Annotated in this window: 20 protein-coding genes and 1 pseudogene; 10 read left to right on the top strand and 11 right to left on the bottom strand. The window is 59.8% G+C overall.

What is annotated here, in order from left to right:
• Positions 1-104: 104 nt before the first annotated feature.
• Positions 105-473: pseudogene (locus BLX42_RS01920) on the top strand (LysE family translocator); the annotation flags it as partial.
• Between the two features lie 36 nt (positions 474-509).
• On the opposite strand, the gene BLX42_RS01915 reads toward BLX42_RS01920, so the two are convergent.
• Entirely contained in the window at positions 510-1,130 is a 621-nt protein-coding gene (locus BLX42_RS01915) for a LysE family translocator (protein WP_161871026.1), read from the bottom strand.
• Between the two features lie 165 nt (positions 1,131-1,295).
• Here BLX42_RS01915 and BLX42_RS01910 point away from each other — a divergent pair, with 165 nt between their 5' ends.
• Positions 1,296-2,921 carry a recombinase family protein gene (locus BLX42_RS01910; RefSeq protein ID WP_161871025.1) on the top strand — a complete coding sequence of 542 codons (1,626 nt, stop codon included), beginning with the start codon at positions 1,296-1,298 and terminating at the stop codon, positions 2,919-2,921.
• A 3-nt stretch (positions 2,922-2,924) separates the two neighbouring features.
• Here BLX42_RS01910 and BLX42_RS01905 read toward each other — a convergent pair whose 3' ends face one another.
• The 10 genes from BLX42_RS01905 to BLX42_RS01865 all read right to left on the bottom strand — a co-directional run bounded on the left by BLX42_RS01905 (position 2,925) and on the right by BLX42_RS01865 (position 7,942).
• Complete coding sequence (locus tag BLX42_RS01905; protein WP_161871024.1) at positions 2,925-3,197, bottom strand: hypothetical protein; 273 nt, start codon at positions 3,195-3,197, stop codon at positions 2,925-2,927.
• Positions 3,198-3,785: 588 nt separating this feature from the next.
• Positions 3,786-4,223, bottom strand: a complete 438-nt coding sequence (locus BLX42_RS26750; RefSeq protein ID WP_256671905.1) for a hypothetical protein — start codon at positions 4,221-4,223, stop codon at positions 3,786-3,788.
• On the bottom strand, positions 4,220-4,741 hold the full coding sequence (locus tag BLX42_RS01895; RefSeq protein ID WP_161871023.1) for a hypothetical protein: 522 nt from the start codon (positions 4,739-4,741) through the stop codon (positions 4,220-4,222). The genes BLX42_RS26750 and BLX42_RS01895 overlap by 4 nt, the downstream gene beginning before the upstream one ends.
• Before the next feature lie 77 nt (positions 4,742-4,818).
• Complete coding sequence (locus tag BLX42_RS01890; RefSeq protein WP_161871022.1) at positions 4,819-5,637, bottom strand: DUF2303 family protein; 819 nt, start codon at positions 5,635-5,637, stop codon at positions 4,819-4,821.
• 47 nt (positions 5,638-5,684) lie between these two features.
• The gene (locus tag BLX42_RS01885) at positions 5,685-6,029 is read right to left on the bottom strand and encodes a hypothetical protein (RefSeq protein ID WP_024717539.1); all 345 of its coding nucleotides are present in this window, start codon (positions 6,027-6,029) and stop codon (positions 5,685-5,687) included.
• 36 nt (positions 6,030-6,065) lie between these two features.
• Positions 6,066-6,302 carry a pyocin activator PrtN family protein gene (locus BLX42_RS01880; protein WP_161871021.1) on the bottom strand — a complete coding sequence of 79 codons (237 nt, stop codon included), beginning with the start codon at positions 6,300-6,302 and terminating at the stop codon, positions 6,066-6,068.
• Complete coding sequence (locus tag BLX42_RS01875) at positions 6,299-6,574, bottom strand: hypothetical protein (RefSeq protein ID WP_161871020.1); 276 nt, start codon at positions 6,572-6,574, stop codon at positions 6,299-6,301. Before BLX42_RS01875 ends, BLX42_RS01880 begins: the two co-directional genes overlap by 4 nt.
• Entirely contained in the window at positions 6,571-6,855 is a 285-nt protein-coding gene (locus BLX42_RS01870) for a phage antirepressor KilAC domain-containing protein (RefSeq protein WP_161871019.1), read from the bottom strand. Before BLX42_RS01870 ends, BLX42_RS01875 begins: the two co-directional genes overlap by 4 nt.
• Before the next feature lie 64 nt (positions 6,856-6,919).
• On the bottom strand, positions 6,920-7,159 hold the full coding sequence (locus tag BLX42_RS26505; RefSeq protein ID WP_168216540.1) for a hypothetical protein: 240 nt from the start codon (positions 7,157-7,159) through the stop codon (positions 6,920-6,922).
• A gap of 84 nt (positions 7,160-7,243) precedes the next feature.
• Positions 7,244-7,942, bottom strand: coding sequence for a S24 family peptidase (locus BLX42_RS01865; RefSeq protein ID WP_161871018.1), 699 nt, complete (start codon positions 7,940-7,942; stop codon positions 7,244-7,246).
• A gap of 90 nt (positions 7,943-8,032) precedes the next feature.
• Between BLX42_RS01865 and BLX42_RS01860 the strand changes: the two genes are divergently transcribed.
• The 8 genes from BLX42_RS01860 to BLX42_RS26685 form a co-directional block, all read left to right on the top strand.
• On the top strand, positions 8,033-8,287 hold the full coding sequence (locus BLX42_RS01860) for a hypothetical protein (protein WP_024717533.1): 255 nt from the start codon (positions 8,033-8,035) through the stop codon (positions 8,285-8,287).
• Positions 8,288-8,700: 413 nt separating this feature from the next.
• Complete coding sequence (locus BLX42_RS01855) at positions 8,701-9,189, top strand: phage regulatory CII family protein (RefSeq protein WP_161871017.1); 489 nt, start codon at positions 8,701-8,703, stop codon at positions 9,187-9,189.
• Positions 9,182-9,385 (top strand): TraR/DksA C4-type zinc finger protein, encoded by a 204-nt coding sequence (locus BLX42_RS01850; protein WP_161871016.1) that lies wholly within the window; start codon positions 9,182-9,184, stop codon positions 9,383-9,385. Before BLX42_RS01855 ends, BLX42_RS01850 begins: the two co-directional genes overlap by 8 nt.
• Entirely contained in the window at positions 9,382-12,102 is a 2,721-nt protein-coding gene (locus tag BLX42_RS01845) for a bifunctional DNA primase/polymerase (protein ID WP_161871035.1), read from the top strand. The genes BLX42_RS01850 and BLX42_RS01845 overlap by 4 nt, the downstream gene beginning before the upstream one ends.
• Positions 12,099-12,449, top strand: a complete 351-nt coding sequence (locus BLX42_RS01840; RefSeq protein ID WP_161871015.1) for a hypothetical protein — start codon at positions 12,099-12,101, stop codon at positions 12,447-12,449. The genes BLX42_RS01845 and BLX42_RS01840 overlap by 4 nt, the downstream gene beginning before the upstream one ends.
• The gene (locus BLX42_RS01835) at positions 12,442-13,041 is read left to right on the top strand and encodes a hypothetical protein (protein ID WP_161871014.1); all 600 of its coding nucleotides are present in this window, start codon (positions 12,442-12,444) and stop codon (positions 13,039-13,041) included. Before BLX42_RS01840 ends, BLX42_RS01835 begins: the two co-directional genes overlap by 8 nt.
• Positions 13,042-13,224: 183 nt before the next feature.
• Positions 13,225-13,566: a phage holin family protein gene (locus BLX42_RS01830; RefSeq protein ID WP_161871013.1), complete on the top strand. Its 342-nt coding sequence runs from the start codon at positions 13,225-13,227 to the stop codon at positions 13,564-13,566.
• A partial coding sequence (locus BLX42_RS26685) for an HNH endonuclease (protein WP_256671904.1) occupies positions 13,556-13,825 on the top strand: 270 nt, incomplete at its 3' end. The genes BLX42_RS01830 and BLX42_RS26685, both read left to right, overlap by 11 nt.

Genomic DNA, 13,825 nt, shown 5'->3' with positions numbered 1-13,825 from the left:
CTTAACAGCGCCGAACGCGCTGCCGTACAGTTTTTCCCTGTGGCTGTACCTTGACCGGTACCGCTCAAGCATCGACATTGGCGGCAGATTTCCAGGAGAACGAAATGGACCTGTCGAGCCTGCTGTTATTCATCCCCGCCTGCTTCGCCCTGAACATGGCACCGGGGCCGAACAACCTGTTGTCGTTGCACAATGCCAGCCGCTATGGCCTGCGTACCGCATGCGTGGCAGGTGGCGGGCGCATTCTCGCCTTCAGCGGCATGATTGCCCTGGCGGCGATGGGCCTGGCGGTGGTGCTGCACACCAGTGAGTACCTGTTCCTGGTGATCAAGGTGGTGGGTGCGGCCTACCTGTTCTACATCGCCTGGCAGCTGTGGCGCGCTCCGGTGGGCGAGGCCCTGGTGGCGAGCGAGCAACCGCATGGCGTTTGGCGCCTGGCGCGGCAGGAGTTCTGGGTGGCCGCAGGCAATCCTAACGATGGTCAATATAAATTCTTCTGAAGCCCAGGGTCAGGTGCGCCGGGCAGTCAGTAGAAGCGTGGCGGCGCCTGAGAGCAAGACGGCGCAGACCCGGTTGAACAGCCGCTTGCCCTTGGGTTGATTGAACCAGCGGCGGAGATGCAGTCCGATGAGTGCATAACCAGCAAGAGCAATTACCTCCAGCAGAAGGAATAATGCGCCCAGTACCATAAATTGGGATGCGACATTCTGACTTGGATCTATAAATTGGGGCAGAAAAGCAGTAAATATTAAAATCGCTTTCGGATTTCCAGCCGCAATAAAAAATTCCTGCTTGATAAGCTCTATTTGGTTCTTTGGTGCTGTTGCTTTGGGTTCTTCTTCAGCGGTGCTTGCTGTCCACAGTTTGAGCGCAATGAATAGTAAGTATGCTCCGCCTACGATTTTTATTGCATGAAAAAGTAGGGCCGAGGTTTCAAGTATGGCTGCAAGGCCTACTGCTGAAAGTGCGATCATTGCGGCAAATGCAATTAGTCTGCCGACACCGGCGAAGCAAGATGCTGCGAAGCCATATCGTGTAGCATTGCTGATAGAAAGCAGATTGTTTGGGCCGGGTGCCATGTTGAGGGCGAAACAAGCCGGTATAAACAGCAGAAGTGTCGAGGTATTCATCAGTTCGTTTTCATCATCTCATGGCCGATTGCCCATCATTCCTCAAGGCGATGGGGGTTGCAATGCAGTAGGTAAAATTGACGGAGATTAGAGTGGGTCGCGTTGAGACTGCCGTCTGATTGCTGATATATACTACTCCTTGTCATAGCGTTTGCCGGGGTGAAAATGTCAGCATCAGTCGGGATGGTCTACAGCTATCTGCGCTTCTCAGATCCGCGTCAGGCGGCTGGCCATAGCGCTGACAGGCAGGCGCAATATGCAAAGTCCTGGGCTGCGGAGCGTGGGCTTTCCCTAGACGACTCCCTCACTCTACGTGATGAAGGGCTTTCGGCCTTTCATCAGCGGCACGTAAAGCAGGGGGCTTTGGGTGTCTTTCTTCGGGCTGTGGATGATGGCCGGATTCCTCCCGGGTCGGTCCTGGTTGTTGAAGGTCTGGATCGTCTAAGTAGAGCCGAACCCATCCAGGCGCAAGCCCAGCTGGCTCAGATCATCAATGCAGGGATCACGGTTGTTACAGCCAGTGATGGTCGTGAGTACAACCGGGAAAAGCTCAAAGCGCAGCCAATGGATCTGGTCTACAGCCTTCTGGTGATGATTCGTGCACATGAAGAAAGCGACACCAAAAGCAAGCGGGTCAAGGCATCAATTAAGCGTCAGTGCGAAGGCTGGGTTAGCGGGACATACCGTGGTCTGATACGCAACGGCGCTGATCCTAGTTGGATGCGTCTTGTTGATGGCCAATGGGAGCTGATACCCGAACGTGTGCAAGTGGTGCAGTTCGCACTCGACAAGTACCGTGAGGGATATGGTGCTGATCGAACCTATAGTTTGATGCAGGCGAATGGGTTTGATACGTCTCATATTGGAAGCTCGGCCCAGCAGATCTACCGTTTAATAAAGCTGGTGAGCCTCAAGGGCGCGAAACAGATATCTGTTGATGATAGCGAATATCTACTCGAAGACTATTACCCTCGCTTAATCAGTGATCAACAGTTTGATGAGTTGCAGTTGTTGCGGGGAAACCGAAGCCGAAGGCGTGGAAAAGGCGCTATCCCTGGGGTGGTCACGGGCATTGGGATTACCTACTGCGGGTACTGTGGTACCTCGATGACGGCACAGAATGTGATGCATAAGGTGCGATTAGATGGAACGTTGTCGGACGGTTGTCGACGCATCATGTGCGCATCCTACATGGACAAAGGAGGGTGTACCGTTGGGGGGAGTTGCAGTGTTGCGCCAGTGGAGCGCGCCGTCATGTCATTTTGCTCGGATCAGATGAATCTGGTCCGCCTGCAGGAGCCAGCAGGGCCTCGGGGCGATCTTCACCTGAGCCTGACCGAGTCGCGGAAAAAGGTCGCGGATCTCGAGCAGCAGCTCACTCGGATCACAGAAGCCTTGGCATTAGGTGAGGGGGACGGTGTCCTTCCCATCACGTTCTTGAGAAAGGCCCGTGACCTGGAAGAGCAGCTCGATGTCGCACGAACAGAAGAGCGCCGCGTTGAGCGAGAACTCGCCAGCGTATCGGCGAGGCAGAAACCGGCCGATGCGAAACTATGGGCGGACCTTGCTTCGGGTGTGGAGGCCCAGCAGGTTGAGCCTAGAGACAAGGTGCGACAGCTCATGCTCGATACATTCGAGCGGATCGTCATTTACATGCGTGGGGTTGTGCCGCAGGGGCGGAGCGCGAAGTACATCGATGTACTTTTGATCTCAAGGGCGGGGCAGCGGCGTTGGTTGAGGGTAGAGAGAAAGACGGGTAATTGGGCGGCCGCTGTAGACCGCCCGTTGTAACGGTTAGGCAGATTTCTTGCTGTCGAGGTGGCGACCTGGTGGGCTGGTGTGTACCACCAGGTGCCCTTGTCCTTCCCAGAAGTTCTCTTGCACTTCTACGCATACCCGCCAGGCAGCCCAGGCAACATCTTCACCGGCCGCAAGGATGTTGCCCTGGTCATCGATGATCGCCATGCGAGCTTCGGCGCCTGATTCGGTGTGTGCTGTAAAGCCAGTGCTGACTGTCGCGGAGAGCTTTGCTCCCGCTAGTACTGGGTTTGGTATTGCGATCTTCATTCAATATCTCCAGGCGGGCTCACGCCCGTCCTCCCAGTGCTCGTTTCGCGGCCACGTTGTCCATGTAGGCTGCCCACTTTTGGCTCTCGCGCTGCTGGCGGATCTGGCTGCATTTAGTGTGTCGCTGGGTCGACCTGCCTTTCCCGCAGACATCGCAGATAGCGGGTAGATCGAGGCTGTGTGAGGCCAGGGGTAGGCGGATACGTTCAGTCATGCCTTGCTCCTCCGGCTGATTTTGAAGCCAGCTGCCTGTCGGATCTTGGAGCAGCGGTCGTGATTACCTTTTACGCGGGCCTTGTCACAGACGTCGCAGATGAACGACATGGCGGGGCGCATCATGGGTTGCATGCCCTGGGGCGTCCGGGTGGTCGGGGTGTAGGTCCGTGTGGTGGTCACAGCGAATGCCTCTCGAAGGCGCGGCGAGCGTTTGGGCTCAGGGCCAAGTGCTCGTAGCCGGTCATTTTGTTAGCAGTCGGTGACGTGTCTGCGGCGGGCCGAATTGCGGAAGTGACCTGATGCAGTCGGAGCAGCGCGGCGATCAGTGCGCAGGCCAACACCAGACTGATGATCTGCCAGATGCGTGCTGGGTTAGGCATGGATGCCGGCCTTGCGAACATGGTTGCGTGCGAGTTCAAACAGTTGGTTGGCAGTAACTGGCTCCAGGTGCTGCTCGCCGTTCTGCACGGCTTCCAGACGAGTGCGGTACAGCCCGGCCTGGCCGAGCCAAGCTGCTGCGCTGTGTTCGGCATCAGGAGGGGAGCGGTCGTGGGCTTCCTGGCCAGAGCCCGGGTGATGCGCGATCTGCATGGCCTGTTTGAAAGTCATTACCCGGCCTTTGAAGTACCAGGCAGGATTGTCGGCGCTGGTCAGTACCAAGGTGTCGAGCAGGGGGACTGGCGCTCCTGCTTGCCAGTCGTCGAGGATCTGGCTCAAGCCAAGCGCCTTGGCGATGGCCTGAGCATTCCGGGTCTTGCCGCACCCTGCTGGGCCGTGGACAAGGCAGCTTCGTGGCGTCGGCTTGATCATGCTGCCACCTCCATTTTTGCGGCGGTGGCAGGGGTGCTGCGCAGTTGGAAGTGGACGCGCATGGCGAGGGCCTGGATGTCCTGCTGTTGCTGGGCTGCCCGTTTGCGCCCTGGCTCCGTGCCAGGAAGGGCTTTCCAAGTCTTCTCGGCCAGTTCCAAGGACTCGGCGGCGCTGATCAGCAAGTCATAGTCAGCCCTGGTCACCGGAAGGCCGGTGTAGGACATGATTCGCTCCTCGAGCTCAGCGATGTGGCCTTTGAGCGCCTCGATATTGGCAAGGCGAGCGTCCAACTGCTGGGTGCAGTCCTGCTGGGTGCGCTGAAGCTCTACCTGCAAGGTTTGCTGCGCGTTGCGGGCCTCCTTGAGTTGCAGCTTGAGGATGGAGTTTGCAATGGCTTTGCCGTCTTCCATGCCCAGCTCGTAGGCGCGGCTGCGAGCCATGGCTAATAGGAATGGCAGGGCTACAAGGGTGACAAGCAGGGCGATGCCCGCCGCAAGGGCGTACTGATGTGGTTGCATGTGCTGTGTCCTCGCTGACCCCGCCGCCGGGTATTGCTGTCAGAGTCCGGCGGCGGGGGCATGTAGTGGGAGTGTGGTTACTTACCTTGCTGGAAAGTGCCGATGGTGAGGTTCACCAAGCCGCCGATTTCGCGCTGCAGCACTTGCTTGAACTCATCCGCGAAGGCTTCACGCTGTGCCTCCTCCCCGACCCAGCGCAGCTTCAGCAGCGGTTGGTCGCGGCCGGTGATCACAGAGACGCGCAGGGTGATATCAGCTGGCTGCAGTGCATCGAATGGCCGCGAGGTGAAAATGAATGTGGTGGGCAGCGTGTCCAGGCTGCGCGCTTCGATGGCATCCATCGCGCTGCGGCTCGCGGCCAGATCGCCGACCACGCTGTCTTGCTGGCTGGTGGCCTTGATGCTCATGCGGCGTACGGCGTTGATTGCGGCTGGCATTTCCAGTTTCTCGTCGTTCGCGCTGGCGAGCAGATGTGGCATCCAGTCTTCGAGGAACTCAGCCAGCTGCTGTTGAGAGAGCGAGGTGCCGACGATGGCCTGAAGCGCCGAGTAAGCTGCGGTGGGCTTGAGTGTGAGGGTGGCAGTGTCGTCCCCGTGTCCCGGCACGTTGGCGTCTCCCAGGTTGAACAGCACATTGGCGCTCATGCGATCTTGATCTACGAAGCCGGCTGGCTGCTGGCCATCGAGGGTGTGGTGGGCGACGTAGTTGCTGAAGTCGTCCAGCGAGTGGGTGTTCATCGAGGCCCGGAAGCGGTCGCGACCGATTTGGTATTGCTCCAGGTTATGCGTACGGAATCCGTCCGGCACCAAGGCCACGGTGTGGCCGCCGTTGGTGTTCAGTACCTGATTGGCGCTGGCGAGGATGGTTTGGGTGATCAGTTGCAGTGCTTCTTTCATTCTTCAGGACCTTATGGTGTCAGAGTTGAAGGGTATTGCAGGGTGGATCAGGTGCGGGCATGCACCGGGGTGTCTTCCGGCTTGAACAGCTGATCCGTCGGGTTGGTAAGGAACAACTGCAGGCCGTCCGGCGTAACGTAGAGCGGGGTGTCGAGGGTAGTGTCCTCACGACGTTTGCCGCGCTTGGTCGGCTCGACATAGTCCAGGGTGTGGGTAACGGCCACCTGGTGGCTCTGCGCGATTTGCTTGACCTTGAAGGTCAGGGTTACCTGGCCTTGTTTGCCGAAGGTCACGCAGCCAGCTGCGACAGCCGACAAGGCGGCGCCTACTTGCTGGGCGAACACCCCGGCGTTGAGTGAGTGCAGGAACTCGGCGGTATCAGTTGCTTTCATGTGCTGTGCCTCTTGGGGATGGGCGTTATGCCCGGGTTAAGCCGCTGCCTCGGCGCGAGCGTCGAGGTAAGTGGCCAGATCCATCAGGCGCACATGCAGCGGCGCCAAGCGGGAATCGGTGTGCTTGAAGGTTGGGAGGGTGACCTCCTTGGCCTTGATCAGCGCGCGCAGGCGCTTCTCTGTTCTGATGTGCGGGAAGTAGTGCTCCCGCACATCGTCAAGCGGAAGGCTGTTGGCCTTCCACCGTTGTTGCAGAAGTTCCAGGGTCGTCACGCCTGCGCCTCCCCGCACCCCGCTGGCAGCCGGAGCTGCAGGGTTGCGACAAGACTGTCGACAGTCTCCCCCTTGGCCCAGGCGGCGACGTTTCCGCCTGCGTCGCCAATCACCGCACCGTAGGGATTCGCCGGGTCATTGGTGAGGGTGACATGCGGTAGCCATCCCAGAGGGGTGATCGCCAGCAGCGCTGTATAGAGCGCCACCAGGTGAAAGGTTTGCTGGGTTGCGGTGGTGGTGCCTGGAGTTGGTGTGGGCGTGGCCATGCTCATGCAGCGGTGTCCTTCTGTGGTACTTCCTTGATCTCGATGCGCATCTGTTTCGCCAGCCAGTCGATGCCAGCCTCTGTGACCATCAGCACCACATAATGCTTGCGGTGGCCGAGCTTCTTGGGCTGCGTGACGCGAGGCTCCATAAACAGCTTTCCGGCGCCGACGTGCTTGGCGGCCAAGGTGCCGTCCTTGCCCAGGTGGCCTTTTTCACGCAGCCAGGCGCGCAGCACGGTTTCACGGATGCCCAGCACCTGGGCAGTCTGGTTCAGGGTGCGGTTCATGACTGCTGCTCTCAGGCGGCGTGCTTGGAGCGAGCGTGGCCGAGAAGGCCGATCAGAAGATGGCTCATGCTGCATCGCCTCCGAAAGGAGCGCCGAGTTCGGTGGCGATCAGGAAGCGGCGTGCCATGGCGCTGGCCGGGAAGGGGTTCACCGAGCCACTGGCGAAGTGCAGCTGTGGTTTTCCGCGATTGATTATCAACAGTTGGCCGGTGGCCTGCTGTACGGCGCGGACGGCGTCAGGGTTTGTGGTGCAGGCCGGGTGTGGGATCACCTGGCAGCGGTTGGTGTGCTGTGTCGATTGCATGTCGCGTACTCCAGAGGTCAGAGTGTGGGTACGCGTCCAATCTATATCTGTTGGGTAATCATGTAAATACCTATCAGGTATTTTTTACAGTTTATCCAGTCGTAAGGTCGCCTTTCCGACGATGTGCCACTCTGGAGTTACTTCGATGTAGCGGGGTGAGTACTCCGCATTGAGGGCATAAAGGAAGAGTCGGCCATCCTCTTCAACCAGCTGCTTAAAGGTGCCATCACCAACGGCGGGCCGTTTGGCGAACACGAAGTCTCCTGGAGCCACTTTGAGGGCTGGTTCGATCATCACTTGGTCATCACTCCAGAAGCGCGGCTGCATCGAGAAGCCAGAAAGGCGAAGTATGAATGCGCCTGGGGTGTGGTTTGTGGGGGCGTCGATCCATTCTTCGGCGACACCTGGTTGGTACAGATCGATTACTTCCATTGCAGATCCTGCTGCTATGACGCCGACAACAGGTATTTTACCCTTCGTATACGCCTGAAAGGTGGCGTCTGCATGATAGTCGCCGCGCTTCTCTTCAGCGCTGGTGCCCAGCAGGATGCTGGGGTTATCCAGATCGTAGGGTGCGAGGCCGAGCAGCTCCTCAAGTTCCCGCGCTGGATCGTCTCCTATGCCTTTGTGGCGTGTAGGGCCGGCGAACTGGCCTACCTGGCCGGGGGCCTTTCCCAGCATGCGTGCGAGCTCAGCTGGCGTAATAGAGCGGCCCTGCATTATGTGCCGCAGGTTCGCATGACGTATTTCGGGGATGGTCGGGTATTTGCTCATGCTCAACATTGAGCCACTTATTACCCGCTGGGTAAATTCCCTGTTAGGTATTGCCATTCGTTACCTGTTCGGTAATTATATCTGCCGAGGTGACCCGAAATGAAGCTCGCAGAATACATCCGCAAGATCGATAACCCGCGCGATCCAGCTGGCAACCCATTGGCGGTTTACGCGGGACGCTGCTGCGTGACCATTGGCTACATGAAAGTGCATGTGCTGTATGCACGCAAGGATCCCCGCTTTCGGTTGCTGCGCGCGCTGGCACGCGAAAGCCAGGGCAATGTGAACCTGCTTGAAGTACTCGAGCACTACGGCGTTAAAAAAGAAGAATTGATCTGGCCTGATGCAGCCTGATTAGGTGCTGGCCCCCGAAGGGGCCAGCGGGGGTGCCGCTCTAGACTCTGACCTCCAGAGCGGCAGGGTGATGCGATCTGTGCTAGCACAGCACATGGGGGAACCCCACAGCTCGCAACACCCTTTGACGCGGGACTTTGAAATCTCGCGTCGTGCTTGGCAGGGCTCTGACACCTCGCCAGGCGCACGACGCTCGATGCGGACACAGCACATGTGGGGAGCATCGAGTCGCCGTAGCCGTAATAGTAGGGGATTTCCCAGCTTTATGGCTATGTCGTTAAACGGCGACTTTCGGTAGTACCGCGTGGGGCTCTGACACCGCGCGTAAATCCCAGGCGAAGCGACTCTGACCGTGCCGCCTGGATCAAGCACAGCACACCGCCGGCCCCGCCTGGGGCCGGCTTGGGGGAAGCATGAGCAGACTCGACCTTTTACCAGACGCAGGTCTGGTGCTTTCACTGCGCCAAGCGCTCTATCGCGCTGGCCGCGACTACAAGGGCGGACTCACGGCCTTGGCCCATGACCTGGGTATGGATTTCGACGCACTGCAGAAGAAGCTCAAGCACACGGAGGAGCGTCGGTGGCCTACGCCAGATGAGTGGGAAGAGATCATCGGTGCCACCCAAGACCATCGTCTGCTGGATGCATTGCTGCGCCCAGCCGGGGCAGTTTGGTTTAGGCCGGTACCGGTTGCCGCCACACCCGATGCCCTGAAGGCGGTCGGTGAGCTGCTGCAAAAAGAGGGGGCCTTTGTCGGTAGCCTGCACAGCGGAGTTGCTGACAGCGTATGGCAACCCCATGAAGTAGCGCTGCTTGAGCATCACGGTAACGAAGTGATCCGCGCCGTGCTCGGCATCATGGCCGGCGCCCGCGCCTCGATGGAGGACCGCCAGGATGGATGAGTCCCAGTTCGAGCTCGCTCAACGTCAACAGGAGGCTCAGCTCCAGCGCGCCATCGACGGCCGCGTCCAGTACAAGGGTGAAAGCGCCGAAGAGTGCGATTCCTGTGAGGTGGAGATACCCCAAGCCCGGCGCCTTGCAGTGCCGGGTTGCCGTTTCTGCGTGGATTGCCAAGGGCTGCTGGAGCGACGTGCATGACACAGACAGGGAACGCCACACCGATTGCCGCATGGGCGCGGCGCTACATCGAAACCTTCAGCCTGGCCCTGGTGCCCATTGGGCCGGGTCAAAAGGCCCCAAAGGGCAACGGCTGGAACAAGCCAGGCGGATACATCACAGATGCCACGCAGGCAGAGGCTTTCTGGTCGAAGAACCCGAAGCACAACATGGGGGTGGTCCTCGGACCGAGCGGCGTTTGCTCGCTCGACGTAGACCATGTCGAGTACTGCCGCGATGTGATGCGTGACATTCTCGGTATCGACTTGGATGAGTTGGCGATGTCCTACCCGACGCTGGTAGGCAACCCCGCGCGCTTCAGGGTGATGTTCAAAGTGCCAGAAGGGCTTGAGTTCAATCGGCATTCGTTGAGCTGGCCGAACCCCCTGGACCCGGACGGCAGCAAGCACAAGCTGGCCACTGCTGCCTTGAAGCAGGCCCGCGATACGGGTGACAAGGCGCAGATCGAAGCCATGCAGGCTCGGCAGAAGGAGTTCGCACCGGTGACGGTGTTCGAGTTGCGGGCTGGAGCGGTGCAGGACGTGCTGCCGCCTTCGATCCATCCAGACACTGGCCAGCCGTATTGCTGGCGCAACCCGCCCACTGACGGCCTGCTGGAGTTGCCTGGCGACCTGGTGAAGACCTGGCAGAACTGGGAAATTTTCAAACGCATGGCGCTGGAGGCCTGCCCGTGGGCGCCGGCTGCCCCGAAGTTGCCTGCGAAAACGACGAAGGCTTCACCCCCTGGTGCGGTAAGTGGCGACAACCCCTCGGTGATCGACACTTTTAACCGGGGCGCGGACATCGAGAGCCTGTTACAGCGTCATGGGTATATCCGACGCGGTCGGAAGTGGCTCGCGCCGCAGAGCTCCACCGGCTTGCCCGGTGTGAACGTGGTTGAAGACCAGGGTGAACAACGTCTGTACTCGCACCATGGGTCCGATCCGCTGGCCAACGGACGCATGAACGATGCGTTCGATGTGTTCTGCATCCTCGAGCACAATGGAGACACCTCGGCGGCGATCAAGGCTGCCGCACGCTCCCTCGGGATGGAGCACAAGCGTTCCAGCTCAAGGCCGCCAGAGCCCCCACCTGTCGGCGAGCTTCCCCCCGCCCCAATAGACGAGGCGGGAGCCCCAGCCGAGGCCGGCTCCTCCGACAACGGGGGGAGCGGGGGAGGGTTCAGCTTGAAGGCCTTGCTGCGGCGCTACGCACTGATCGAAGGCACCACGCATGTGTGGGACATCGACACGGCCAAGAAGATCAAGAAGGCCGGCTTCGTTGCCCATATCGGCAAGGAGGCTTTCAAGGAGTGGGAAGCAGTCACAGACCCGGCTCAGAAGAAGCGAGTCAGCGAGGAGTGGGTCAAGGACAACGAGCGGACACAGGCATTGGCCGGCAAGGCGCTGGGTGATTTCTCTATGCCAATGATGACTCGCTATGTGTACATCGACGGCACAAAGGACGTATGGGACTACGCGAAGAAACGGCGTATCGCGGAGGGCGCAGTGAAGATGGCCCTGGGTGATGCATACAGCCTGTGGCTGAACAGCCCGGACCGGCGTGTGGTGGACATGAACCACATCGTGTTCGATCCCTGCATGAAGCACGACCCTCAGATGTACATCAACACTTTTGAGGGGCTGCCGCTCGTGCCGAAACGCGACGATGCAGCCTGCGAAAACCTCCGTTGGCTGATCAGCTTCCTGTGCAACAACGCCAAGGATTCAGCACATTGGCTGACCTGCTGGTTGGCTTACCCGCTGCAGCACTCCGGCGCCAAGATGGACACGGCGGTACTGATGCATTCGACTATGGAGGGCTCGGGCAAGAGCCTTTTGTTCTCGGTGGTGATGGGCGCCCTCTATGGAGTGTATTCCGCCACAGTGGGGCAAACCCAACTGGAGGGGAGTTTCAACGCCTGGCAGAGCGGAAAACTGTGGGCGGTGTTCGAGGAAGTAGTGAGCCGCGATCAGCGTTACAACCAGGTGGGCAAGATCAAGCAGTTGATCACTGGGCAGACGGTGCGCATCGAGAGCAAGTTCGTAAATGGTTGGGAAGAGGCCAGCCACATGAACGCGGTGTTCCTGTCGAACGAGATCATGCCATGGCCGATTGGAGAGGCTGACCGGCGCTTCCTGGTGATGTGGCCCGAGGAAAAGCTACCGGCCGACCGCCAGGCCGCCATCAAGCATGAATTGCAGAACGGCGGGGTCGAGGCCTTGTACGGCTGGTTGCTGGCTCAGGACCTGGGCGACTTCGACCCGCAAACCAAGCCGCCGAGCACGCCAGCGCGTGAGCGTCTGGTGGCGTTGAGCCGGGCGAGCTGGCAGACGTTCGTGCACCTTTGGCGGCACGGGCAGCTGGGCGCCGGGTTGTGGGGAGCATGCCTCTCCTCCGACCTCTATTCACTTTTTCTGGAGTGGTGTCACCGATTCAAGGAGAACTCGATGAGCCAGACGAAGTTCAGTCTGTTCATTGAGACCGTGGGGGTAGAGAAGACGCGTGCGATTCCCTGGACAGAGCGCAGCAGCAGGCGTTTCAGCGCGTGGTTCTTCCCCAGGGACGAACAATCCTTCCTGCCACCTTCCACGAAGAGCGCCGAGCTGGGGGGGCACGTCGAGGAGTGGCGCGCCCGGGCACGGCTTGCGGGCTGGAACGTCGACAATTGGGACCATGTGAAGGTGGCTGCGGCATGAGTGCGCCTACAGGTGTGTTGGGTGTGTCGGCTATGTGTTGGGTTGATTCTCCAACCTTACACAGCTACAAGCCACGTAATTCAATGGCTCCATGTGGGCTGTGTAGGGTGTGTAAGGTTTGCGCGCGTGCGCGCGTGCGTGCGCAGATTTTTATCATCAGCCAACAACCAGAAACGACGAAATTTTCTTTCTACGCGAGGAATGAAAACCCTTACAAACCTTACACACCTTACACAGATGCTCTGGAAGCATTGATTTTTCTGGTGTCGGTGTGTGTTGGGTTTGTGTTGGGTATGACGTTTTTGTGTTGGGTTGGTTTTGCCGACGGGGAGAAGCGCCATGATTGAGGCAATCGAGGCAGTGCTGAAGCATTGGGGGCGGTCGGTGCGGTGCGATGCGCCGGGCGGCGGCTTGGCCAGCCCGGCCGGAGCGCTGATGGAGTGGCTGGGCTGCATCCCGCGCGCCGGATCGAGTGGTTCTCGGGTGCTGCTGGCTGGTGCTGGGCCCGACTACCTTGCAAGCGAAGTCGCGGCGGCCTTGGCTGCCATCGAGCGGCAGGAGGGCCGCGAGATGCTGGTCGCGCTGGCCAGGTTGCGGTACGCCTTCGAACCGGCGCTGACTAAATCGGAGCAGGTGCGTGATCTGCAACTGGGCCACGGCGAAGCCGGTAGGAAAGCGTACACGCGGTTGGTGCAACGGCTGCATCAAGCGGTGGAGGCAGAGCTGAAGGTGCGCCATTTCAAGTCAGAAAACCAGCTGCGCGAAGCCAAGCGGAAGGGCGACCAGATGCGTAAGGCTTCGCGTCGGCAGGCCAGGAAGGCGCATTTCGCTCGCGGCATTGAGTTGCACCGCCAAGAGCCTGCCGACCGTTCGTCGGGTGACTCGGCGCCAGTCGGCGCCGTAGCGACCGGGCAAGCCCCCGTCAGGGACAACCGTTAACAGGGGGTTTTCGGTTTGTCCTTTTGCCGGTACAAAGTCCCCACGATTCGATAGGTCCGCCTAGCGAGCAACTGAGTGCACAGTGCTGTGCCGAAGTCCCAAGCCCTCAGCTTGGACACCTGCAAAACCCCGCTCCGGCGGGGTTTTCTTTTTCCAGCGCCGTGCTTTGCCAATGAGGCCTACATGAACAGCGAGCAACAAGCGTTAGCCGAACTGCCGATCTGGATGGTGATTGTGCTGTCCCTGGTTGGCGGTGTGTCGGGAGAGATGTGGCGGGCGGACAAGGCGGGTGCTCGCGGTTGGGGGCTGGTTCGCCGGTTGGCCCTGCGGTCCGGGGCCTGCGTGACCTGCGGTCTGTCCACCAACATGCTGCTGTACGCCCTCGGCGTTTCGGTATGGGCGGCAGCAGCAGTTGGTTGCCTGACCGCGATGGCGGGCGCCGACGTGGCGATCAACCTGTACGAGCGTTGGGCAGCCAAGCGCCTAGGTGTCTGCGAGATGCAGGGTAGCCAGCGTGAGCAATGACCAGCGCGGTAGCAGCGCCGAGCGGGGTTACGGGTACCGCTGGCAGAAGTCGCGAGATCAGTTTCTCCGGGACCACCCGTTCTGCTGCATGTGTTCTACCGATCAGCGGCCAGTCGCATCGGCGATTGTCGACCACAAGGTGGCTCCCAGATTGAAGGATGCCAAGGCCAGTGGTGATCCCCAGCGGATCAAAACTGCCTGGAAGTTGTTCTGGGACCAGGGCAATTGGCAGCCGTTGTGCAAGCTATGCCACGACTCG

This window comes from Pseudomonas sp. SG-MS2, from assembly GCF_009933855.1.
GTDB classification, from domain to species: Bacteria; Pseudomonadota; Gammaproteobacteria; order Pseudomonadales; family Pseudomonadaceae; genus Aquipseudomonas; species Aquipseudomonas putida_E.
Note: the sequence above shows the minus strand (reverse complement) of the source record. Positions and strands in the feature narration are given on the sequence as shown.